This window comes from Phycisphaerales bacterium, assembly GCA_040217175.1.
In the GTDB taxonomy this organism is placed as follows: domain Bacteria; phylum Planctomycetota; class Phycisphaerae; order Phycisphaerales; family UBA1924; genus JAHCJI01.
Genome location: JAVJNT010000002.1, coordinates 666759 through 690179, shown reverse-complemented (window position 1 = coordinate 690179; position 23421 = coordinate 666759). Strand labels below are relative to the sequence as shown.

The window sequence follows — 23421 nt, the reverse complement described above, 5'->3', positions numbered from 1 at the left end:
AACGGCCGAATCAGGAAACGGCCGGATCAGGAATCGGTCGGATCAGGAGCCGCCGACGGTTCCGCCGCGACGGATGAACTCGGCCTCTTCCTGCTTGAGCTGTTCCTGGATGCGTTCGACTTCTTCCTTCGCCGGCGGCTGGTACTCGACGACGTCGCCCGAGCTGTTGGTGACGGTCTCGCCGCCCCACGGCGCCGGGATGATGTTGAACTGCATGGCGATGACCACGCCGGCGAGCAGGAACAGCACGGCGGCGATGGCGATCTTGATGACCTTGGGGTTCGGCCCGCCGCCAGACTTGGAAGAGCCGCCGGAGTCGCTGACTTCGATGCCGTCGAGCAGGGATGACATGTTGGGCCTCCGATTCGTTCGCTGCCGGCTCGCGATGGGGCCGGGGGGAGATTTGAGCGTGGCGGCCACGACCGCCGCCCGACACTTTACTTTAGTCGGGCGCTGACAGGATGATGATACGCAAAATGAAGGAAGCGGTTTAGGGGGTTTACCCTACATCCCTCCTCTGGAAGAGCGCGACGGCAAGGGCCAGGAATGCCGCGATCTGGAGGATGGCGTACGCAGCGATCTTGAACAGGTGCGAGGCCGGCACCTCGCGATTCTGGGTGACGGCGTCCAGCAGCCAGTAGTAGTGCATGTTCGGCACGATGGCCCAGAGCGTCGCGGCGACGGGTTCCACCGTCGTTGGCGTGACGAACACGAAGTCGTCGCGCAGCGGCTCGCGGTAGAGTTCGATGGGCACGCCGCCGATGTTCTGGACGAGCAGTTCCTTGCCGTTAGCGCTCTGGATGACCAGCCCGCTGGGCGTGCTTGCCTCGAACAGGCTGGGCGTATCGGTCGGATCGCCGCCGAATGGCGTGAAGTTGCCCGTCACCAATGCGACACCGTTGGGATTGGGCCCGTAGTAGAACGGATCGCCCTGGCTGATCTCTACGCGCGGGGGCTCCTTGAGCGTGACTTCTATGAACGCGCCGCGGGCGGATGGGTCGTTTTCTCCCACCTCGGGCGGCTGGGCGAAGTCGACGACGCCGACGATCTCGTTGCTGAAGGCCTGGCGTCCCAGGAAGTAGTTCGAGAGCAGGCCGCCCACGAAGACGCCCGCGCACACCACGATGGTCATGACCTGGCCCAGGCGCGTGCTCGCGGCGGTTGCCACGGCGGTGAGGACCAGGATGGCCAGCACCATGGCCGAGCAGGCGATGATGATCTTGACCGGGAAGTCGGTGGTGATGGGCTGGAACTCCCACTTGGCGGAGATCAGCAGCACGCCCAAGTAGGCCAGCAGCACCAGCGGCAGCATGGCGATGGACGCCGTCTGGTTGAAGGACCAGCCATACATGAAGTTGCCCGCGGCGGCCAGGAGCAGGGACCCGATGACGGCGCCGAGTCCGAAGAGGATGACGGGCATGTCGAGGGTGTCGGCGGCGGTAGACATGACGCCGTGGCGGATGGCCAGCAACAGGAAGGTGAGCATGATCACGACGGCGCACGTGATGGCGGCGCCCACGCCGAGGTACTTGCCCACGACGACCCAGGCCCGGGAGATGGGCTTGCTGACGACGGTGAGCATGGTCTTGCGATCGATCTCGCTGGAGATGACGGCGGTCGCGAGGAAGGCAGCCATGAGCACGCCCGCACCAAAGATCGTCGCTAAACCGACGTCTAGCAGGAGCTTATTGTCGCCGTAGACCTCGGCGGAGCTGCTCCGGCCCATGCTGAAGTTGGCCGACCACGTGTTGAAGACCTGGGCCAAGCCGCTGATGAGCACCAGCAGCAGGAGGATGGGCTGGCGCACGCTCTCGACGAAGGTATTGCGGGCGATGGTGAAGATCTGGCTTGGCATGGGCCTCCCGGATGTGCACGGCCGCGCGAATGGGTCGCCGGGCGATCGAGGGATGCAATGATTCGCCGCGGGCGGGCCTCTGGGTCGGTGGCCGAAGGAAATTCTTCCGCGTCCGGGGCGAACCCGGGGCGCGGCGGCTCGTAGCTGCCGATTGCGTCCGCGGCCTCCGTAGGGAGTTTCCAGTTGCGGGCGTGCCTCGGGAGGGGCGAGCGAGGGCGAGCGAATCTCGTCCCGGGCGTGTTGAAAGCGACGCCCCGGGGCGTGAGAATGGGCGGTCGATGGCTTCCGTGGGCGGCTGGAGCATGCCCCGCGACGCCGGCCCGCTCGCGTGAGCGATCGCGGGCGAGTCCGTTCGGGCCGCCTCGTTGCCGGGAGTGTTCGTTCCGGGAGCCTCTATCCGGGAGCCAGAGTGCATGTCGGGTGATTTCAATACCTACAAGCGTGCCGCCAGCCACTGCATCCTGGGCCTGATCTTCCAGAGCGTGTTCGGCGTGGGGCTCCTGGTCTACGGCATCGTGGGCCGCGAGCCGACGGCGATCACCGGCTCGATCTTCGCGCTCGTAGGCATCGTGCCTTGGATCGTCCTGCTCATCCTCTACGACCAGCACCGGCGCGAGCGCATCGAGGCGATGGAGGCCGAGGCCTTCGCCGCGACCGACGCGGCCACCAGTTCCGTGTTCGACGAGGCCGAGGGCGGACTTCGCGTGGCCGGTCGCCGGCTGAAGCTCATCCGCACGGTGGCCGTTCCGGCGGTGGGGCTGGTGTTCGGCGCGGCCTTGATCCTCGCGGGCGTCCTGCGGATCGGTCCCGGGCGGGCTCTGGCAAATCCCGACGAATTCGTGGCGCCGCCGCACGAGCTGGTGGGCCTGACCCTGGGCCTGGCGATCGCGGTGCTCGGGTTCATGTTCAGCCGGTACACGGCGGGCATGGCCAAGCGTCCGGCGTGGCAGGCCCTGCAGGGCGGCGCGACCATCGCGGCGGGCACGGGCCTATTCGGCCTGCTCGTGGGCGCGGGGCACGTGGTCGACCAGCTGGGCAGCAACGACGTGATCCGGGCGATGCTCTACGTGTCGCCGATCTTGCTCGTGGTGTTCGGGGCCGAGTCGATCCTGAACTTCCTGCTGGAGCTGTACCGCCCGCGGAAGCCCGACGAGGGCTTCCGCCCGCCGTTCGCGTCTCGCCTGCTGGGGCCGGTGGCCTCGCCCGAGGTCGTGGCCGAGTCGGTCAGCGGAGCCATCGATTACCAGTTCGGCTACGAGGTCTCACGGAGCTGGATGTACCGGCTGCTGACGCGTCGGGCCTGGATGCTGATTCTGGCGGCCGCGGTCGTGCTGTGGGGCATGTCGAGCGTGGTCGTGGTGCGTCCCGACCAGACGGGCATCCATACGCGCTTCGGCCGCATCGTCGATGCGAACGTCCAGCCGGGACTCCATGGGAAGCTGCCGTGGCCGATCGATCGCATCGAGATCCCCGGGGTGTACGAGTTCGACGAGGAACGCGTGGAGCGGCTTGCCGGTTTCTCGACGAGCACCGTGCGCACGATCGACGGCGCCAGCGCGCCGCGAACGGTCGAGACCGAGGCGTTCCTCTGGACGAACCTGATGGCCGAGAACGAGTCGAACATGCTCGTGCAGCCATCGCGGGGCGAGCTCGCGGCGGGCTCGCAGGTCGAGCTGGGCCAGGATCTCAGCCTGCTTCGCGTCGAGGTGCCCGTGCGGTACACGGTCGACGACGTCGAGGCGTGGGAGCTCTTCACGCAGGATGGCAACCACCTGGACATGCTGTACCGCCTGACGCAGAAGGTGGTGATGCAGTACCTCCTGCGGACGCGCGTGGACGAATTGCTCGGCCCGCGGCGCGCCGAGATGGCCGCCGAGATCCGCGATCGCCTCGAGCAGGAGTTCATCGACGCGAATCCGAAGCAGAACGGCGAACCAGTCGTGCGCATCCTCTCGGTGGGCGTGTCGGGCGTCGCGCCGCCGGCGTCGGTGGCCCTGCAGTTCGGCCAGGTGGTCGAGCAAGAGCAGAAGTACCAGGCGCAGCTCAACGCGGCGCAGGCGGAGGCCATCCGCTCGCTGACGCAGGCGGTGGGCTCGGTCGAGCTTGCCGACGAGATCGTGGCCGAGATCGAGGCGCTCGATCGGCTGCAGTCGCGTCGTGGCACCGAGGTCGACGAGGCGCTCGAGGCCGAGATCGTCGAGCAGGAACTCAAGATCGATCGCCTGCTGGCCGAGGCCGGCGGGCAGGCCGCGTCGCTGATCGCCGAGGCGCAGGCGCAGCGGTGGGAGCGGCACATGGGCCAGTGGGGCGAGGCACAGCTGGCCATGGGCCAGTCGGTGGCCGACCGGGCCAACCGGGAGTACTTCCGGGCCCAGCTCTACCTGGAGCGGTTCTTTGGAGCGCTGGACGGCAAGCGCATCATGATCGTGCCGGGCGGTCGCAACGTCTCGATCGACGTGGATCTTTCTCACGATCGGCAGGGCGGCGCGATCCTGCAGGATGATTTTTCGACGGGCGGCTGAGTCGCTCGTGATGGCGTACGGATCGGACGCGCTCGAGCGTCCATCGCAGCGGGAGCTAGTTCTGGCATGCCAAAGTTCTTCTTGACATTCGGCGTTGCGATTGCCTTCGTGGTCGTCCTGTTGCTCTATGCGACGACCTACACCGTCCGGTTCACCGAGGCGGCCGTCGTGACGAACTTCGGCGAGGTCTCGAAGGAGGTCACCGAGCCGGGCCTGCAGTGGAAGCTGTTCTACCCGATCCAGGGCGTGACCAAGTACGAGACGACCAACCGGTTGTCGCAGGCTCGCATCGAGACGTACCAGACGCGTGACGACCGCCAGCTCATCGTCGGGGCGTTCGCCATCTGGCGTGTCAAGCCCAACGAGGTCGCGACCTTCTACAGCCGGTTCAGCAACTCCGGCCCGCGGGCGGCCGACCACTACCGCGCCGCGGCGACGCTCGTCGAGGACACGCTGCGGAGTTCGATGTCCGAGCTTAGTGCGTACTCGATGGCCGAGCTGTTTACGCCCAACGAAGAGGCCTCGCGCCTCGAAGAGCTCGAGCAGCGCGTGCTCGCGCAGATGAAGTCGACCCTCGAGGGCCAGGGCGAGCGCTCGTTCGGCATCGAGGTCGTGCAGGCGGGCATCGCACGGACGAGCCTGCCCCAGACGACGACCGAGGCGGCGCTCGAGCGCATGCGCCAGGATCGCGCCCGCATCGTGACCGGCCTGCAGGAGACCGGGCAGAGCGAGGCCGACGCCATCCGTTCCAAGGCCGAGAGCGATGCGGCCAAGATCCTGGAGTTCGCCAAGGGCCGTGCCCAGCAGATCCGCGCCCGTGGTGATCTGGAAGCGGCCCGCTACCTCTCGCAGATGAGCGAGGCGCCCGGCCTGGCGATCTTCCTCAAGAACGTCGAACTGCTCGAAGACTCGATGTTCGGTCGCGCCACGCTCTTGTTCTCGACCGACACGCCGGGCCTGAACCTGCTGGACCCGGCGATCTTCCAGTCGACCGAGTCCGGCCAGGTCCCCGGCGTGGGCATGTTCACCGGTGAGCCGGCAGAGGCGGAGGGTCGCGGCGATGAGTGAGCCAGGCGACCGTGGCGGCAACGGTGGGGAGGATCGCGCGGGCGACGAGTCGCTCGAGTCGATGCTGCCCGAGCTGCGCGAGGACGAGACGAGCTCGGCGCCGACGCGCGAGGCCTCCGTCCGGCTGCGCGCCGATGGCGGGTCGGGCGAGCAGGCCATCAACGACATGCACGCCGCCAACGAGTCGCTGGCGGCGGCCTTCCGCACGATGTACCGGCTGCTCCAGCTTGCCATCGTCGGCCTGGTCGTGATCTACGTGCTCAGCGGGATCAACTCGGTCAACGCGGGCGAGTCTGGCATCAAGGTGCGCTTCGGACGTCCGGCGGCCGACACGGTCCCGCCCGGCATCACTTGGAACTTCCCGTATCCGCTGGGCCAGCTCATCCGAGTGCAGACCGGCCAGCGGACGGTGCAGCTCGAGGAAGAGTTCTGGTTCCGCGTCGATGAGCGCGATCGCGGCCGCTCGCTGGAAGAGCTGGCCCGCTCGCCGCGTCGCTCGCTCGACCCCGAGCGCGACGGTGCGCTGATCACGAGCGATCAGAACCTGGTGCACACCCAGTGGACGGTGGTGTACCGCCGCGAGGACCCGCGCGAGTTTGCCAGCAACATCACGCCCGACGATGAGCAGCAGATCGTTCGTACCGCGGTGCAGCGCGGGGTGATCCGGGCCGTATCGACGACGGCGATCGACGACCTGCTGCGTGAGACCGGCGCTGCCGGCGGCGTGGCCAGCCGGGCCCAGCGCATCGCGCAGGAGACGCTCGAGGCGATCGACGCCGGCATCGTGGTCGAGCAGCTCACGATGCGGACGCGCACGCCGCCGCTGAGCGTGTGGCAGGCGTTCACGGAGGTGCAGACGGCCGAGAGCCAGAGCCAGACCCAGCGCGTCCAGGCCGACAGCTTCGCGTCCAACGAGCTCAGCCGCGTCGCGGGCGCGGCGGCTCGGCCGATCCTCGACCTCATCTACGAGTACGAGCAGGCCGTCGAGCTCGAGCAGCAGGCCGAGCAGGAGATCATCCTCGACAAGATCCATCGCCTGATGGCGGGAGAGCCGGTCGAGATCGACGGGGAGATCCAGTCGTTCGCGGTGAGCGGCGAGGTCTCGCTGATCCTCAACATCGCGCAGCAGCAGCGGGTCGAGGCCGAGCTCTCGGCCAAGCTCATGCTGGAGCTCTACAACGCCAAGCTGCCGCAGTTCCGCGAGAACCCGGACCTCGTTCTGCAGAGCGACTGGTCGCGGATGATGGCGTCGGTGCTCGGGCGCGACACCGTCGAGGTCATCAAGCTGCCCTTGGGTGACATCAACCTGATGGTGAATCCCGATCCGGAGATCCGGCGGCTCATCAACGAGATCGAGCAGGAACGCCTGAACCGTGCCGCCCAGGATCGACGCGATCGCCGCGAACGCGACCGGGAGTTCCGCACCGACACCGAGATGCGCGAGTTCGGCGGCTGATCGCCGCGTAGGAACGCAACAGGGAGCACGCATCGCATGACGCAGATGGCAACCCCGCAGGCGGCATCGACGCCCGAGGCCAACTCAGCGGCCCGGCCGGTCGTCGCCGTCCAGGGGCTCACCAAGACCTTCCGCGACTTCTGGATGCGTCCGCGGGCGCGTGCGGTGGCCGACGTGACGTTCGACATCAGGCCGCACGAGATCTTCGGCTTGCTGGGCCCGAACGGCTCGGGCAAGAGCACCACCATCAAGATCCTGCTGGGCCTGCTCAAGCCGACCAAGGGCCGCGTGGCGGTCTTCGGCAAGTCGCCCACGGACGTGCAGATCAAGAAGCGCATCGGCTACCTACCCGAAGAGAGCTACCTCTACCCATTCCTGAACGCCCGCGAGACGCTGGACTACTACGGCCGCCTCTTCGGACTCGATCACGGCACGCGGCAAAAGCGCATTGATGAACTGCTCGACATGGTCGGGCTCAAGGCCGCCCAGTACCGCCAGGTACGTGAGTACTCCAAGGGCATGCAGCGACGCATCGGTCTGGCCCAGGCGCTCATCAATGATCCGGACCTGCTGATCCTCGACGAACCGACCACCGGCCTCGACCCCATCGGCACGCGACAGGTGAAGGACCTGATCGTCGAGCTCGGCCGTCGTGGCAAGACGGTGCTGCTGTCGAGTCACCTGCTGGCCGACGTCGAGGACGTTGTCGATCGCATGGTCGTGCTCTACGGCGGGCGCATCCGCAAGGAGGGCACGCGCGAGCAGTTGCTGCTGTCGACCGAGCGGACGACGATTGAAGCCGACACGCTCGACGAGCAGACGCTGGCCGAGATCGACGAGGTCATCCGTCGCCGCACGGGCGGGACGAAGGCCGTGCAGCGGGTGTCGCACCCGAGGCAGAAGCTCGAGGAGCTGTTCCTCAAGATTGTGGAAGACGCCCAGGCCGAGCGGCTGGAGACGGCCGGCGCCGAGGGCGGGGGCATGACGGCCGAGTTCCTCCGTGCCGAGGGTGAAACGCGCGATGAGGGCGAGGCGCTCATCAGCGACCTGGTGCGCGAGGATCCGCCCGCCGAGCCCGAGCCCGAGGCTGGCCCCGAGCCCGAGCCCGAAACGGAAGAGGTCGACGAGGTCGTGGTCGAAGAGCTCATCGAGAAAGATCGCTCGGCCGAGCCGACGGACGAGGAGCCCGAGGTTGACCTGGGCGTCATCGGCTCGCTCATGGACGACGACGACGAGAACAAGAAGGACCAGAATCAGAAGGACTCCTCGCGATGAGCGCGCTGTGGGCACGCATCGATCGCCTGCAGAAGTCGCGCGTGTTCAAGATCGTCGCGTCTCTCGTGGTGCTGGCGCTGGCCGTGGCGGTCGGCATCGCCTACGTCGCCCAGTCGAGCGCGGACACACGAGCCTCCGACCAGGTCGAGTTCTTCGATACCTCGGCCATCGAGGATCCGATCGTCCGGGCCCAGGCCGAGCGGCAGCAACGCATCATCCAGAACGTGCTGAACCAGGATCGCAGCCCGCTGGCGGTGACGTTTGGCATCGGCGTCGGCTTGGGCGCGTCGCTCATCATCATCTGGCTGGGCCTCGGGCTGACGTACGTCCTGTTGAATCTCGTGGTCGTGCTCGTGTCGGGCCCCATGATGCTGGCCGTGTACTACGAGCGGGCCGGGCCGAACGTCGAGGCGCTGGCGAGGATCATCGCCGGCGCGGCGACGCTGGCGTTCTGGTTCGTCGCGGTGCTCGAGGTGCTGCGGCTGCTGCTCTCGATCTCATCCGGTCCGGTGTTCGCCGTCGCGCGCAACGTGTTGGCCGAGGCGGTGCGGATGAAGGTCTCGCTGGTCTTCATCGTGCTGCTGATCCTGGGGCTGGCCGCGGTCCCGATGCTGCTGAACGAGGGCACGCCGCTTCGGTACCGGATGCAGGCGTTCCTGCAGTACGGCACGGCGGGCGCGTTCTGGATGCTCGCCATCCTGACGCTGCTGCTCTCGGCGGCCACGCTGACCTTCGAGCAGCGCGACAAGATCATCTGGCAGACCATGACCAAGCCGGTCTCGGTCTGGAAGTACCTGCTGGGCAAGTGGCTGGGCGTCATCTCGCTGAACGCGGCGCTGCTGCTCGTGTGCGGGGCGGGCATCTTCCTGTTCGCCGAATACCTCCGCCAGCAGCCGGCCGACGGCGAACGCGAGGCCTACGTCGCGCGGGGCGTGGAGCTCGGCGGTGCGGCCCTGAGCGAAGACCGTCGCATCCTGCACAACCAGGTGCTGCAGGCCCGCGTGGCCCGGGACATCGACATCCCGCTGGCCAAGAACAGCGAAGAGTTCGAGAGCATCGTCGATCAGTTCATCGAGCAGCGGGAGGCGCTCGACTCGTTCCAGGACCTGGCCGAGGAGCAGCCGCAGACGCGCGCCGAGGTCCGCGACGACCTCTACAAGAACTACATCGCCCGGCTGCGGTCGATCGAGCCCGGGCAGGCCAAGACCTACGTCTTCGGCGGCCTGGAACGGGCCGCACTGCAGGACGCGCCGCTGCTGCTTCGCTACCGCGTCGAGTCGGGCGCCAACCTGCCCGACGAGTCGTACCGGATCTTGTTCGACTTCGGCGGGTACCAGTACGAGCGAGAGGTGCGGCTGGCCCAGACGCTGATCATCGACGACATCCCGCCGCTGGCGATCGACGAGGACGGCCGGCTCGAGATGTCGATCATCAACGGCACGCTCGTGCAGGCGAGTGATGGCCAGATCGGCATCATGGGCAACCCGAAGACGATCACCTTCCCGCCCGAGGGGCTCGAGCTGAGCTACAGCGTGGGCGGGTACCAGATGAACTTCCTCCGGGTGGTGGTGGTGCTGTGGATCAAGCTGGCGTTCCTATCGCTGCTGGCGATCGCCGCATCGACCGCGCTCAGCTTCCCCGTCGCGTGCCTGGTCGCCTTCGGAGCCTTCTTTGCCGCCGAGAGCGCCCTCTTCTTGGAAGAGTCGCTCGAGGTGTACAACCCCTTCTTCGGCGAGGGCATCGGCCCGGCCATCCTGGCGGTGGTGGAATTCGTGTCGGCCGGGGTCATCTGGGTGTTCAGGGTGTATGCCGAGCTGAACCCCACCGAGAAGCTGGTGCAGGGCGAGTACGTGTCGTGGGCCAGCCTGGCCCAGGGCATGGTCGTGCTGGGCATCTGGTGCGTGCTGCTGTTCGGCGTGGGCTGGTTCGTGTTCCGGTCCCGGGAGCTGGCCATCTACTCGGGCCAGTAGCGATCCGTCGCGCCGTCCGCGGCGTATGACCGACTGGGGCGCCGCCGGGCGCCCGGACTCTTGCGGAGGCAACGCTCGATGCCACGAGGCCGGATGACGCAGCTGATCGCGGTGGTGGTGTGCTTCGCATTGCTCGGGCTGTCGGGCTTCGTTTCGGCCGACCTGACGGCCTCGGCCGGTCGCCACAAGCTGAGCTACACCGAGCGGGCCGAAGAGGGAGACCCCCCGCAGGTAGCCCTGGGCATCGCGATGGGCGCCTTCCGCGGCTTGTTCGTGAACATCCTGTGGATCCGAGCCAACGAACTCAAGGAAGAGGGCAAGTACTACGAGGCCGTCGACCTCGCCCGGGCGATCACCCGATTGCAGCCACGCTTCCCGCAGGTGTGGGCGTTCCACGCGTGGAACATGGCGTACAACATCTCGGTCACGACGAACACGCCCCAGGAGCGGTGGAACTGGGTGAGCCAAGGCATCGACCTGCTTCGCGACGAGGGCGTGCGCCACAACCCGACCGACATGGTGGTGCACAAGGAGCTGGCGTGGTTGTTCCTGCACAAGGTGCAGGCCTACGCCGACGACGCCCACTGGTACTACAAGCTCCAACTTGCTGCCGAGTGGCACGAGATCCTCGGCCCGCCGCCGTCGGGCGTTGGCGGCGACTACACGCGCGAAGCGCGCATTGCCGAGTTCGAGGCATGGCTGCGGCCGATCGTCGACGCGCCCGATACGCTGCTCGGGGTTGTCGAGGCCGAGCCGAAGGTCGATGAGCTTGTCGATCGCCTGGCGGCCCTGGACGTCGACCCGTCCGGCCAGCAGATGCTCAAGGTAGTCACGCGCGTGCGGATGGGCCGTGCCTCGGCCGTGTGGCCCGAGCTGCGCGAGTCGGCCGACCAGCGCTTCCTCGACATGACCGAGCTCGTGCACGATCCCGAGTTCGAGCAGGCGTGGGCGGCGCTGCTGGCTTACACCCGCAAGAAGGTCTTGCAAGAGGACTTCAACATGGAGCCGCGGCGGATGCTGCGGTATACGAGCGCCTACGGCCCGCTCGACTGGCGCCACCCCGCGGCCCACGCGCTCTATTGGGGGCAGAAGGGCGTCGAGGGCGGCATGACCCGCATCGAGGCGGTCAACATCAAGGACTACGACTTCATCAACACCGACCGCCTGGTGGTGCAATCGATCCAGGAACTGTGGCGCACGGGACACCTGTTCTTCGACTACGGCGGCATGCGGCTGAATACCGGAGACCGACAGCCCTTCTACCTGGGTATCCCGGATCCGGCGTTCGTGCCGGTGTACGGCGAGATCCTGGCCGACGTGGTCGAGCGAAGCTATTACGACAACGACCGGGCCTATAGCTCGTACGCCGCCGGCTACGAGAACATGATGAAGGACGCCATCCGGTACGTGTATCGCCGCGGCAACGTCAGGCTTGCCGACGAGATGAAGAACGAGCTGGCGTTGTTCGACTTCGCCAACACGAACAACGACGGGCGCGCCCAGTGGCTCGCGATGGACATCGACCGATTCGTCCGCGCCGAGCTGGCCGATCGCCTTGGTTCGCCGACGGTCGCGCTGCAAGAGGTGGTCGGCTCGCTCTACGACGCGTACCTCACCGGGCTGGTCGCGGGCGATGACGAGGTCTTCGAGCGTGCGATGGACTACGCCAAGACCTACCACGCGCTCTACCGCGAACAACAGATCCGAGAGTCGGGATTAGGCACCGTGCGGATGGAGTTCCTCGATCGGCGATTCGATTTCGTCGCGGGCCAGGTGTTCGGCTCGCTCCTGCCCCAGCTCAACATCGACTTCGCCCAGTCGGCGTACGGCAACGCGCCGCCGGAGCTCCAGAAGTGGGCGTACGACGAGTTGGTGCTGCGCTTCAAGCCCATATTCGACGACGAAGAGGGCAACCCCACCGTCGAGGGCCGGAGCTTCGACTCGGTCTTCCCACAGCCTGAGGGCATGCCCGCGTTCCGGGCCATGCTCGACCGCGAGTTCGGCCAGCGATCAGAGCAGGTCGAGCGCGAGCGGAAGTAGCACCAAGGCACTTTTCAGGAAGTGAGCAGTCGAAGCGCCGTCTCGTAGCGCTGCGCCGTCTGCGTGACGACATCGGCGGGCAACTGCGGTCCGGGGTCGCTCTTGTCCCAGGCTCCCGAATCGACCAGGCCCGACAGGTACTCGCGGACGAACTGCTTGTCGAAGCTCGGCTGGGCGTGGCCCGGCTCGTAGCGGTCGGCCGGCCAGAACCGCGAGCTGTCGGGCGTGAGCACCTCGTCGGCTAGCATGGGCTCGCGCGAGCCCCTCTCTGCGTCGAGCGGGAAGGCAAACTCGAACTTCGTGTCGGCCAGCAGGATGCCTCGGCTCGCGGCGTGCTCGCGCGCGGCCTCGTAGATCGCCAGCGAGCGATCACGTAGCTCGTGCACGAGATCGGTGCCGAGGAACGACGCTGCTTGTTCGAGCGAGATCGGCTCGTCGTGCTCGGGCGGTTCGGCCTTGGTGCTGGGCGTGAAGATCGGCTCGGGCAATCGGTCACACTGCTTCAACCCTGCAGGGAGCCGGACACCGCTCACGGATCCCGTGCTCTGGTAGTCTCGCCACCCCGACCCTTCGAGATAGCCGCGCACGACGCACTCGAGCTTGATGATCTCTCCGCGGCGCGCGATGGTGGTGCGGCCCCGCAGGTGCGCGGGGTCGGTCGCGGCTTCCAGTTCGAAGGCCGACGCGGGCAGGTCGGCCGCGTCGCTGATGAAGTGCGTGGGTCCGAGGCCACGCTCTTGGAGCCAGCGGAACCACCAGGCCGAAAGTGCGGTGAGCACTCGGCCCTTGCCCGGGATGGCGGTGGGCAGGACGACGTCGAAGGCCGACAAGCGGTCGGTCGCGACGATGGCAACCCGATCGTCGCCCAGGGCATACACCTCGCGGACCTTGCCCCGGTGCAAGAGTGGGAGGCTCAGGCGGGTCTGGGCGAGGGTGGCCCCCTGGGTCGGCTCGGCGCTCGGCATGGCCGTATGGTAGTGGGCGCGGCCCAAGACGAGGCCCGGACGGAACGCCCAAGGCCCCTTGGAGAGACGCTGGCGGATGCTGAAGTTCTTCGTGCATCGCGATGGGAAGCCGGCCGATGGCTGGCCGCTGGCCCACGCGGGCATCCTGGCGACCGACGGCGCGACGTCTCCGGGCGAGATCCGGATTGACCAGGGCGTCCTCACGGTGGTGCCCAAGAACCCCGGCACCGTTTCGCTCGAGGTGCTCTTCCCGCTTGGTGTCGGCCAGGGCCAGGCCCGAGCCGATCGCAAGACGCTGCTGACCACGACGCTCCTGCCCCAGCGCGAGCGACCCTACCTCTTGCCGCTGGAGCTCGCGCGGAAGCAGCTCATGCGATTCCTCAACGCGCTCGAAGAGTGGAACCTCGCGATGCTGCCGGCCGAGCACTCGGCGCTGCAGACCTTCGAGCGGGCGCGCGAGGACTTCTCGGCCGCGCTCGTGTCGTGGCGGAGCCTGCAGAACGGTGATCTCTCGGCCAACGATCCCGCCATCGCGGCTGCCGACGAGAAGTCCCGGCGTGCGCTCAGCGACGCGCTAGAGGCCAGCGAGCTGCTCGTAGCCGAAGCGGTGCATCGCGGGCTGGCGGCGCGGGCCGACGGCTCATGGTTCAACGACGCCATCGAGCGGGCCGAGCGTTCGATCGGTCGGCCGGCGAGCAAGCCGGTCGCCGTGGTCAAGGCTCCCGAGGCACACGGCGTGACGCTCGCGGGCGTGGCGCGCGTCGGGTGCGCGGTCGATCCCATGAGCTTCGAGCCGCCCGCGCAGGCGGCGCTGGCCAAGGCGGCGGACTTCGTCACCGTGCCCATGCCGTGGTCCGCGATCGAGCCGGCCGAAGGCAAGTACCAGTATGCCGCGACCGATCGATGGATCGAGTGGGCCGTGCGAAAGGGCAAGCTGCCGGTCGTCGCCGGTCCGGTGCTCGATCTGGCCCCGGGTCGGCTTCCCGAGTGGCTCTACATCTGGGAGAACGACTACGACACGCTGCGCGAGCTCGTGTACGAGCACGTGCGACAGGTCGTCACGAGGTACCGTCGGACCGTGCAGTGGTGGACGCTGGCCAGTTCGCTGGGCGTCGAAGGCGCCATGTTTCTTCGATTCGAGCAGATCGCCGACCTGCTGCGCGTCGCCGCAACGGTCACGCGCAAGCTCCAGCCCCAAGGCCGCGTACAGGTCGAGATCGCCGACCCGTTCGCGCTCTACGCCGCGCGGTCAACCAGGTCGCTCCCGCCGCTGCTGCTGGCCGAGCTCATCGCCCAGAGCGGGACGCACGTCGACGCCATCGGCCTGCGTTTCGACATGACCGACGACGGCACCGCCGCGGCCGTGCGCGACGCGATGGCGTTCTCGGAAGTGCTCGATCGGTACGCCGAGATGGACCGCCCGATCTCGGTGACGTTCGCCGCGTGCCCGTCGGCCCCCGTCGACGCCAACGGCGAGAGCGGCGAGTGGGACGGACCCTGGAGCCCGGCGACCCAGGCCGACTGGATCGAGCGCGTGCTGCCCGTGGCGGCCGCCAAGCCCTTCGTGCATTCCATCTGCTGGGGCCTCGCGCAGGACACGCCGCGTGCGAAGGGTGGCGCCGGTCTCGTTGATTCCGCTGGTGCGGCCCGTCCTGCGCTCGACGCGCTCGCCCGCCTTCGTGACGCCGTGCGCGCCGGCTCGATGGCGGGTTCGAGCCGGTGACTCCGCAAGGGCCATCGCCGCATGGCGCTCGCTGGGTTGCCGCACTCTTGATCTCGGGCGTCGGCCTGGCGGGCGTGGGCTACGGCCTGGCCACGCGGCCGACGCCTCCGCCGCAGCCGGTCGTGTTCGTGCCGCAGCAGGTGGAGCCAAGGACCGGCACGCTCGCGGAGCCGGTCCAGGCCCGCCCCACGCCGGCGTCCGAGACTCCGGCCCCCGCGTATGAGCCCAAGCCCACGCCCGCCGCGGGCATGATGATCGACGTCAACACCGCGTCGGCAGCCCAGCTCGAGCTGCTGCCGGGCATCGGCCCATCGCGCGCGGCGGCCATCATCGAGAGCCGCAACGCCCAGGGCCCGTTTCGCACCGTCGAAGACCTCGCCCGCGTACACGGCATCGGCCCCGCCACGGTCGAGGGGGTTCGTCCCTACGTCCGCATCGAGGTCGCCAGCCAGCCAAAATAGCGCCCTAACATCTTCTCGCGCTTGCACGAGTTGCTCGCAGAACTCGGCGGACTCGAGGAATTGGCCCATGCCCTGAGCGGCAAGGGAAGGCCGCGCGTGCGCGGCGCCATCGGCGCCTCGCCCAGCTTCACCGCCGCGGCCCTCGCGCGCCGCCTCGAGCGGCCCGTCGTGCTCATCCACGCCCACGTGGAGGACGCCCAGCACGCCGCCGACGAGCTCGAGGGCGTCGGGCTCGAGGTCGTCGAGCTGCCGGCGATCGAGGCCGGGCCCGACGGCGTCTCGGCCCGGGCACTGGCGGGCCGTGTCGCGGCCGTGCGTCGGGCGCGCGAACTGGGCCAGACCGACAAGCCGTTCGCCATCGTCGGGTCGATCCATGCATGGATGCAGCCGGCCCCCGCGGCCGAGCAACTCGAGCGGCTGAGCCGACGGGTGCAGCGGGGCGATCGCGTCGATCCGGGCGAATTGGTGCGCTGGCTGGGCGACGCGGGCTATGACCGCGTCGATGCGGTCGACGAGCCGGGCCAGTTCGCCCAGCGCGGCGGCATCGTCGACGTCTTTCCCGCCGCGCCCGGCGCCGACCAGGACGCCGCAGTGCCGGTGCGGCTGGACTTCTTCGGCGACGAGATCGACCGCATCGCCGAGATCGACGTGCAGAGCCTGGCGAGCGTGACGGCGATGGACGCCGTCGACCTGCCCGCCGCCATCGAGGGCGACCAGGCACAGGGCAGCGGCGTGTGCTTCATCGACCACTGCCCGCCGCGCGCATTCGGCGTGCTCGTTGAGACGCTCGAGGTCAGCGAGCAGGGCCGGGGCTACTTCGAGCGTGTGCGGGCCGAGTCGGGCGTGATCGCGCACACCAAGGTCGTGAAGATGGCCCAAGAGCGACTGCACGCGTTTGCCGAGCTGAACCAGTACTCGAGCACGGGCGATGCCGAGGAACTCTCGTTGCCCGTCGAGCGACCGCCGGACTTCCGGGCCGACGGCGCGGGCGGGGCGATCGAGGTCATCACCGCCGCCGGGGCGTGGGCGAACGAGGAGCAGGCGCGGGTGCTCGTTCCGTGCGCGACGCCGGGCGAGATCAGCCGCCTGGGCGAGCTCATGGACGAGGCCCAGGTGACGAACCTGGAACCGTGGCACGCGGTGATCGCGCACGGCTTTGTATGGCGGCAAAAGCAGACGATCGCCGTATTGCCCTTGCACGAGATGCTCGGCCGCGCGCCCGTGCGCCGTCGGCACGCGCGCATCAAGGGTGCCCGCACCGTCGACGCGTTCCTGGACTTTGCGCCAGGCGACCACGTCGTGCACGCCGATCATGGCATCGCGCGGTTCGTGGGGCTCACGCTGATGGAGATCGATGGCTCGGGCAAGAGCACCGACGTCGCCAGGGCGGCCAAGGGCAAGAAGAAGAAAAGGCCCAACGACCTCAACGTCGAGGAATTTCTCACGCTCGAGTTCAAGGACCGTGCGCGACTGCACGTTCCGGCAACGCAAGTCGACCTGGTGCAGAAGTACGTCGGCGGCTTCAGCGGCACGCCGCCGCTCTCGCAGCTCGGTGGCGCTCGCTGGAAGAACCAGAAGGAGAAGGTCGCCGAGTCGGTGAAGGACCTCGCGGGCGAGCTGCTCCGCGTGCGGGCGGCCCGCGAGGCCAGCCCGGGCATCGCCTACCCCGCCGACACGACCTGGCAGAAGGAGTTCGAGGCCGAGTTCCCATATCAGGAGACCGACGACCAGCTCGCAGCGCTCGGCAGCATCAAGCGCGACATGGCGAGCCCCAGGCCGATGGACCGGCTCATCTGCGGCGACGTCGGGTTCGGCAAGACCGAGCTGGCGATCCGCGCGGCGTTCAAGGCCGTCGAGTTCGGCAAACAGGTGGCCGTGCTCGTACCCACGACGGTGCTGGCCGAGCAGCACGAGCGGACGTTCCGAGAGCGCTTCGCGGCGTATCCGTTCAGGGTCGAGAGCATCTCGCGATACAAGACGACCAAGGAGAGCAACGAGACGCTCAAGGCCCTGCGCAAGGGCGAGGTCGACGTCATCATCGGCACGCACCGGCTCCTGAGCAAGGACGTGCGCTTCAGCGACCTCGGCCTGGTCGTCATCGACGAGGAGCAGCGCTTCGGCGTCGAGCACAAGGAGCAACTGCTGCGGCTGCGGACCGAGGCCGACGTGCTGACGCTGAGCGCCACGCCCATCCCGCGGACGCTGCACATGGCGATGCTCGGGCTGCGCGACATCTCGAGCCTGACGACGCCGCCGGCCGAGCGGCAGAGCGTGGTGACGGAGGTGATGCCGTTTGATCGGGCGCGCATCGAGCAGGCGATCGCGCGCGAGCTGGCGCGTGAGGGCCAGGTCTTCTTCGTCCACAACCGCGTGAAGGACATCAAGTCAAGAGCAGCGGAAGTCCAGGGGCTCGCGCCCGAGGCCGACATCGTGGTGGGGCACGGCCAGATGCCCGGCGGCCAGCTCGAAGAGGTCATGCTGAAGTTCGTGCGCCGCGAGGCGGACATCCTGGTCAGCACGACCATCATCGAGAGCGGCATCGACCAGCCCAGCGCCAACACCATGATCATCGCCGACGCCGACAACTTCGGGCTGGCAGACCTGCATCAGCTCCGCGGACGCGTTGGTCGGAGTAGTCGACGCGCGTACTGCTACCTGCTCTTGCCCGAGGACGGCATCCTGAGCGCCGTCGCCAAGAAGCGGCTGGCGGCCGTCGAGCAGTACGCCATGCTCGGCGCGGGCTTCAAGATCGCCATGCGCGACCTCGAGATCCGCGGCGCGGGCAACCTGCTCGGCTCGGAGCAGTCCGGCCACATCGCGGTGGTGGGCTACGACATGTACTGCCGGCTGCTCGAGCAAGCCGTGCAGGAGATGACCGGGCAGCGGAGCGTCACGCACAGCCGCATCGCCCTCGACGTCGGCTTGAAGGGCTACATCCCCGAGAGCTACGTCCCAGGCGACGTGCGCCGCATGGCCGCCTACCGGCGCATGGCGCTGGCCAGCAGCATCGGGCAGGTCTCGGCCGTGCGCGAGGACCTGGCCGAGGCCTACGGCAAGCCGCCCGGTCAGGTCGAGCGACTGCTGAGCCTGGCCGAGCTGCGCGTCGCGCTCGCGAGCGCGGGCGTCAGCAGCGCCGCCGTGCGCGGGGCCGACGTGATCCTCTTCGCCGCCGACCCGAGGCCCGTGCTCGACAAGCTCGAGGGCGTCGCCGGCTCGCTCACGAGCCTGACGCCCAGCAGCGGCGGCGCCAAGCGCCGCGACGCCGACACGCAGCGGCCGCTGCACGAGATCTACTGGCGGCCGCCCGAGCAGTACCGCCAGGGACGGACGCTCGTCGACGTCTTGTGCAAGCGGCTGCTGCCCGAGGGGTCGAGAGAGCCGGTCGCGGCGGGCTAGCGACGGCGGCGCGAGGCGAGCGCCAGGCCGCCGACGAGAGCCACCGCACTGCTCGGCGCGGGCACGACGATCAGCAGCTCGCCTTCCTCGAGTTCGTCGACGCGGAACTCGCTGGTGGCCAGCAGGCGGTCGGTGTACACGTCGAACCGCGTGGTCTCGGTCACCACGTGCAGCAGCACGTCCGAGCCCGGCCCGGGGCCGCCCGGCTCGTAGATCCAGTCGACCGCCCAGAACGCGATCGGGTTGGTCGGGTCGGCGTAGATGCCCGCGAGCGGGAAGTTGAGCTGGCCGGCGATGATGCCGTCGACGCCGGTGCCCGAGACCGCACCCGCGCTCGTGCCCGGCCCGTTCATGGGCGCGATCAGGCGGGGGTCTTCGAGCCGGCCCTGGACCTGGTTGATCACCAGGTCGGTGCCGATGGCGGCCATCGCGTAGTCGAGCGGGTTGAAGCCGGCGCTCATCGTGATGGTCGTCCGGTCGCCGGGCATCGGAAGCCCGCCGGGCAGGTCGGCCTCGATCAAAATGGCCTGGGCCAGCGTCGGAGCCGTGCAGGCCGAGGCGACGGTGATCGCGAGGATGGCGGGCGTTGGGCAGTTCATCCGTTCTCTCCTGTGGACGTCACTCGCTCGGCGGGACGATCCCGTCAATGTACCCGAAGATGGTGCGATCGGTGCCGTGTTTGCGTCTTCGTCGCGAAGTGGCCACGACGGGCCACGCAACGCCTTGCTGCCCGGGCCACCAACCAACCGCACCCCTCCCCTATGGTCGCCCATGGACACCAACCTCCACGGACGAACCGCTCTGGTCTGCGGCGCCAGCCAGGGCATCGGGCTGGCTTCCGCTGTCGCGCTCGCTGCTCTTGGCTGCCGCGTGACGCTCTTTGCCCGCGATCCGCAGCGGCTGGGCGAGGCCATGGCGGCGCTGCCGGTCGTTGACGGAGTCGAGCACGACATCGCCATCGCCGACTTCCAAGATCCCGTGATGGTGCTCGACGAGGCCAGCGGGGCCATGGACCGCGCCGGCGGCTTCGACGTGCTCGTCAACAACACCGGCGGGCCGCCCGGCGGGCCGATCACCGAGGCCGATGGCGAGGCGTTCCTCAAGGGCATGACGGCCCACCTGGTGAACAACCAAAACCTGGCCAACTTGGTCTTGCCGGGGATGCGGGAGAAGCGCTTCGGCCGGATCGTCAACGTCATCAGCACGAGCGTGAAGTGCCCGATCCCTGGGCTGGGCGTCAGCAACACCGTCCGCGCGGCCGTCGCGGCCTGGGCCAAGACGCTGGCGGGCGAGGTCGCCAAGGACGGGGTGACGGTCAACAGCGTTCTGCCGGGCTTCACCGACACGGCCCGGCTGAGCAGCCTGTTCGACGCCAAGGCCAGCCGCCAGGGCAGCGACGCGAGGGCCGTGAGGGACGAGGCGATCGCGTCGATCCCGATGGGCCGCCTGGGCGAGCCCGAAGAGGTGGCCGCCGCGGTGGCGTTCTACTGCACGCCCGCGGCGAGCTACGTCACGGGCACGGTGCTGGCCGTCGACGGCGGCCGGACGCCGGCGTTCTGACCGAGTTCGCGGCCCGCTTGCAAGATTGCGTGTCGCCGGACGCCGGTTCGTGGTATCCTTGAGGGATTCGGCGGTGGCGGTACGGGTTGGCCCGCCCCCTTCGGCTTCCTACCAGAGCCCGATCCATTCGTTGGTCTTCCAACCCGGCCGGCGAACCGATTCCACCATCAAGACCCGCGTGGCGGCCCTTGCGTCGCACGGAACGAGCCCGCCGCGAGGGCCGTACCTCATTCACCGATTTCCCCTCTTTGATCCCACACTTTGGAGCACTTCAGATGAGCAACGACAGGCGAGACTACGACGAGCGAGGCGAGTACCGGGGCGGCGGGGGTCGCGGCGGTGGGGGCCGAGGTCGCGGCGGACGGGGCCGAGGCCACGGCGGTGGACGGGGCCGGCATGGCGGCGGTCGCGGCCACGGCCGGGGCCACGGCGGGCACGACCGCCAGGGCATCCCGCTGAGCGCCCTCGACCCAGAGCTGACCGACATCAGCCGCCGCGTCATCGGCTGCGCCATCGAGGTGCACAAGGCCCTGGGCCCGGGCCTGCCCATCGAGATGTACAACAAGGCGCTGCAGATCGAGATGAAGGAAGCCGGCATCGAGCACGTGGCCGACCGGACCATCGACGTGAAGTACCAGGACCAGCTCGTAGGCCAGGTCACCGCGTCGCTGTTCGTCGAGGACCGCTTCATCGTCGACCTGGTTGCGCGGCCGGGCGACGTCGGCACGGGCGAGCGCCTGCAGACGCGCGCCAAGCTGCGGGCCCTCGAGCTCGAGCTGGGCCTCATCATCAACTTCGCCCAGCGCCGGCTGAAGGACGGCCTCGTCCGCGTGCTGAACCCCGACCAGCTCAAGGAGCTGCTCGAGGAGCGGCAGAAGGCCCAGGAAGAATCCGATTACGAGGACGACGAGTACGAGGATGACGAGTACGAGGACGAGGAAGACGACGACGAGTACGAAGACGAAGACGACGAGGATGATGACGAAGACGACGAGGATGATGACGAAGAGGGCGACGACGACCGCTGAGGCCGTCGCGTCTGATCCCGCACGCCCGCTCGGAGGCCTGCCCGTTCGGTGAACGCCTACCTGGACAACAACGCGACCACGCGACCGCTGCCCGAGGTCGTCTCGGCGGTGTGCGAGTGCCTTGAAAACTGCTGGGCGAATCCGTCCAGCGTGCACCGTCCGGGTCAGTCGGCGCGGGCGCGGATCGAGCAGGCCCGGCGATCGGTGGCCGAACTGATCGGGGCGGGTCAACGCGAGGTCGTCTTCTGCTCGGGCGGCACCGAGAGCTGCCAGCTCGCCATCCGCGGTGCGCTCGAGGAAGCCGAGAAGACCTGCGGCCGTCGCGTGCTGGTTACCAGCGGCGTCGAGCACCCGGCCGTCCGCGAGCTGGCCAAGAGCCTGCACGCCTGCGGCAAGGCCGAGGTCCGCTGGCTGCCGATCGGGCCGGGCGGTGCGATCGACCTCGAGGCGTCGCGGTCAATGATCGACGACTCGGTCGCGGTGCTCAGCGTGCAGTGGGCCAACAACGAGACCGGCGCCATCCAGCCCATCGCCGAGCTGGCGAAGATGGCCAAGGACGCGGGCGCCGCGGTGCACGTCGATGGCACGCAGTGGGTCGGCCGGATGGAGACCGACGTCCGCGCGTATCCGTTCGACCTGCTGACCTTTAGCGCCCACAAGTTCCACGGACCCAAGGGCATCGGCGCGCTCTGGGTCCGCCGGGGCTTCAAGATCTGCCGCCAGTCGCACGGCTCGCAAGAGCTCGGCCGGCGCGGGGGCACCGAGAACGTGCCGGGCATCGTCGGGCTGGGCGAGGCCGCCAAGGGCGCTCAGGCCTGGCTGGCCGACCCGGGCAACCGCGCCCGCGTCGCGGCCATGCGGGACGAATTGGAGCGAGGCGTGATCGAGCGCATCGAGGGCGCCTGCGTGAACGGCCCGCGCGACCCCGCCGAGCGGCTGTGGAACACGACCAACCTGGCCATCCCCGGGGCCGATGCCGAGATCATGCTGCTGACCCTCGCCGAGATGGGCGTGTGCGTCTCGGCCGGCTCGGCGTGCAGCAGCGGCTCGCTCGAGCCAAGCCCGGTGCTGTGCGCGATGGGGCTCGACAAGAAGAAGGCCGCCGGCTCCCTGCGGATCAGCCTCTCGCGGTTCACTACCGAGGACGAGGTCCGCTTCGCCGCCGACGCCATCGTCGAGGCCCACCAGGTGGTGACGGCGACGGTCTAGCCGCGGCCGCGTGTCGGTTGCCCTGGCGTTGACAGGCTTCTGGGCGGGCTACCCTGCGGCATGAGCGACAATCCCTACGCCCAGCCCCAGGAATTTGCCGGCGGCCCCGAGTACCTCGAGCCGAAGACCAGCATCCTGGCCGTCTTCGCCTTCGTGATCTCGCTGGTCGGCCTGATCGCCTGCTGCATCCCGGGCGTCGGTCCGTTCGGCCTGCTGCTGGGCGTGCTCGCGCTCGTACTCATCTCGTCGTCGGGCGGTCGCAAGAAGGGCGGCGGCCTGGCCATCGCCGCGATCGTCATCGGTCTGGTCGCCGGCGCCATCAACATCGCGATCATCTTCGGTGCGGCCGCGGCCGGCCGCGAATGGAGCGGGCTGGGCAGGCTGGTCGAGGCCGTCGAGGCGCGCGACCTCCAAGAGGCGCAGAGCTACATGGTCAGTTCGCAGGCGCAGCTGCTCGACGATGCATCGATGGACGCCTGGGGCAACGCGCTGTCGGCAGAGTTCGGTGCGATGCAAGCCCGGCCCGAAGGCATGTGGGACCTCATCCAACTGGCGATCGAGGTCGGCCCGAGCATCGAGACCGCTCAGGCTGACGCCGGCCAGGTGTACTCGCCCGCGTCGTACGCCGCAGCGCCGCTCGCGCTGCCGTTCGATCAGGGGACCGTCCTGTTCATGGTCATCATCCCGAACCAGGGTGCCGCGGGCTCGAACGTCGTCCACAACATCGCGTTCGAGGCCCCGGACGGCTCGCTCGTCTGGCTCTTGCCGCCCGCGGGCTCGACCATGCCGGTGGTACCGAGTGCGCCGACACCGGCCGACCCTGATCTGGTTGATCCCGAGCCGACCGACCCTGACTCGGGCGGCGATGACAGCAGTTCGGGCGAGGGCTGAGC

Annotated in this window: 17 protein-coding genes; 13 read left to right on the top strand and 4 right to left on the bottom strand. The window is 68.5% G+C overall.

Going from position 1 to position 23421, the window contains the following annotated elements:
• Positions 1 to 42: 42 nt before the first annotated feature.
• Entirely contained in the window at positions 43 to 351 is a 309-nt protein-coding gene (locus tag RIA68_10075; protein ID MEQ8317792.1) for a hypothetical protein, read from the bottom strand.
• Between the two features lie 148 nt (positions 352 to 499).
• Positions 500 to 1855 carry an ABC transporter permease subunit gene (locus RIA68_10070; protein MEQ8317791.1) on the bottom strand — a complete coding sequence of 452 codons (1356 nt, stop codon included), beginning with the start codon at positions 1853 to 1855 and terminating at the stop codon, positions 500 to 502.
• A gap of 413 nt (positions 1856 to 2268) precedes the next feature.
• Here RIA68_10070 and RIA68_10065 point away from each other — a divergent pair, with 413 nt between their 5' ends.
• The 6 genes from RIA68_10065 to RIA68_10040 all read left to right on the top strand — a co-directional run bounded on the left by RIA68_10065 (position 2269) and on the right by RIA68_10040 (position 12186).
• A complete protein-coding gene (locus tag RIA68_10065; GenBank protein ID MEQ8317790.1) occupies positions 2269 to 4377 on the top strand; it encodes an SPFH domain-containing protein in 2109 nt (702 codons plus the stop codon).
• Between the two features lie 66 nt (positions 4378 to 4443).
• Entirely contained in the window at positions 4444 to 5445 is a 1002-nt protein-coding gene (locus RIA68_10060) for an SPFH domain-containing protein (protein ID MEQ8317789.1), read from the top strand.
• Positions 5438 to 6901, top strand: coding sequence for an SPFH domain-containing protein (locus RIA68_10055; protein MEQ8317788.1), 1464 nt, complete (start codon positions 5438 to 5440; stop codon positions 6899 to 6901). The genes RIA68_10060 and RIA68_10055 overlap by 8 nt, the downstream gene beginning before the upstream one ends.
• 36 nt (positions 6902 to 6937) lie before the next feature.
• Positions 6938 to 8176 (top strand): ABC transporter ATP-binding protein, encoded by a 1239-nt coding sequence (locus RIA68_10050; protein ID MEQ8317787.1) that lies wholly within the window; start codon positions 6938 to 6940, stop codon positions 8174 to 8176.
• A complete protein-coding gene (locus RIA68_10045; protein MEQ8317786.1) occupies positions 8173 to 10146 on the top strand; it encodes a hypothetical protein in 1974 nt (657 codons plus the stop codon). Before RIA68_10050 ends, RIA68_10045 begins: the two co-directional genes overlap by 4 nt.
• 93 nt (positions 10147 to 10239) lie before the next feature.
• On the top strand, positions 10240 to 12186 hold the full coding sequence (locus RIA68_10040; protein MEQ8317785.1) for a hypothetical protein: 1947 nt from the start codon (positions 10240 to 10242) through the stop codon (positions 12184 to 12186).
• Between the two features lie 14 nt (positions 12187 to 12200).
• On the opposite strand, the gene RIA68_10035 is transcribed toward RIA68_10040, so the two are convergent.
• The gene (locus tag RIA68_10035; GenBank protein MEQ8317784.1) at positions 12201 to 13151 is read right to left on the bottom strand and encodes a phosphoribosylaminoimidazolesuccinocarboxamide synthase; all 951 of its coding nucleotides are present in this window, start codon (positions 13149 to 13151) and stop codon (positions 12201 to 12203) included.
• A 76-nt stretch (positions 13152 to 13227) separates the two neighbouring features.
• Here RIA68_10035 and RIA68_10030 point away from each other — a divergent pair, with 76 nt between their 5' ends.
• Genes RIA68_10030 through mfd form a run of 3 tightly spaced genes read left to right on the top strand, consistent with a single transcriptional unit; the run spans position 13228 to position 18731 of the window.
• Positions 13228 to 14874, top strand: coding sequence for an endo-1,4-beta-xylanase (locus tag RIA68_10030; protein MEQ8317783.1), 1647 nt, complete (start codon positions 13228 to 13230; stop codon positions 14872 to 14874).
• Between the two features lie 47 nt (positions 14875 to 14921).
• Entirely contained in the window at positions 14922 to 15335 is a 414-nt protein-coding gene (locus RIA68_10025; GenBank protein ID MEQ8317782.1) for a ComEA family DNA-binding protein, read from the top strand.
• Positions 15336 to 15356: 21 nt separating this feature from the next.
• Positions 15357 to 18731: a transcription-repair coupling factor gene (gene mfd / locus RIA68_10020; GenBank protein ID MEQ8317781.1), complete on the top strand. Its 3375-nt coding sequence runs from the start codon at positions 15357 to 15359 to the stop codon at positions 18729 to 18731.
• On the opposite strand, the gene RIA68_10015 is transcribed toward mfd, so the two are convergent.
• A complete protein-coding gene (locus RIA68_10015; protein ID MEQ8317780.1) occupies positions 18728 to 19330 on the bottom strand; it encodes a hypothetical protein in 603 nt (200 codons plus the stop codon). The two genes, mfd and RIA68_10015, sit on opposite strands and share 4 nt — an antisense overlap.
• Positions 19331 to 19502: 172 nt before the next feature.
• Between RIA68_10015 and RIA68_10010 the strand changes: the two genes are divergently transcribed.
• The 4 genes from RIA68_10010 to RIA68_09995 all read left to right on the top strand — a co-directional run bounded on the left by RIA68_10010 (position 19503) and on the right by RIA68_09995 (position 23419).
• Positions 19503 to 20291 (top strand): SDR family oxidoreductase, encoded by a 789-nt coding sequence (locus RIA68_10010; GenBank protein MEQ8317779.1) that lies wholly within the window; start codon positions 19503 to 19505, stop codon positions 20289 to 20291.
• A 275-nt stretch (positions 20292 to 20566) separates the two neighbouring features.
• The gene (locus RIA68_10005) at positions 20567 to 21319 is read left to right on the top strand and encodes a GxxExxY protein (GenBank protein ID MEQ8317778.1); all 753 of its coding nucleotides are present in this window, start codon (positions 20567 to 20569) and stop codon (positions 21317 to 21319) included.
• A 48-nt stretch (positions 21320 to 21367) separates the two neighbouring features.
• Positions 21368 to 22528 carry a cysteine desulfurase family protein gene (locus tag RIA68_10000; GenBank protein ID MEQ8317777.1) on the top strand — a complete coding sequence of 387 codons (1161 nt, stop codon included), beginning with the start codon at positions 21368 to 21370 and terminating at the stop codon, positions 22526 to 22528.
• A gap of 60 nt (positions 22529 to 22588) precedes the next feature.
• Complete coding sequence (locus RIA68_09995) at positions 22589 to 23419, top strand: hypothetical protein (protein MEQ8317776.1); 831 nt, start codon at positions 22589 to 22591, stop codon at positions 23417 to 23419.
• Positions 23420 to 23421 lie beyond the last annotated feature (2 nt).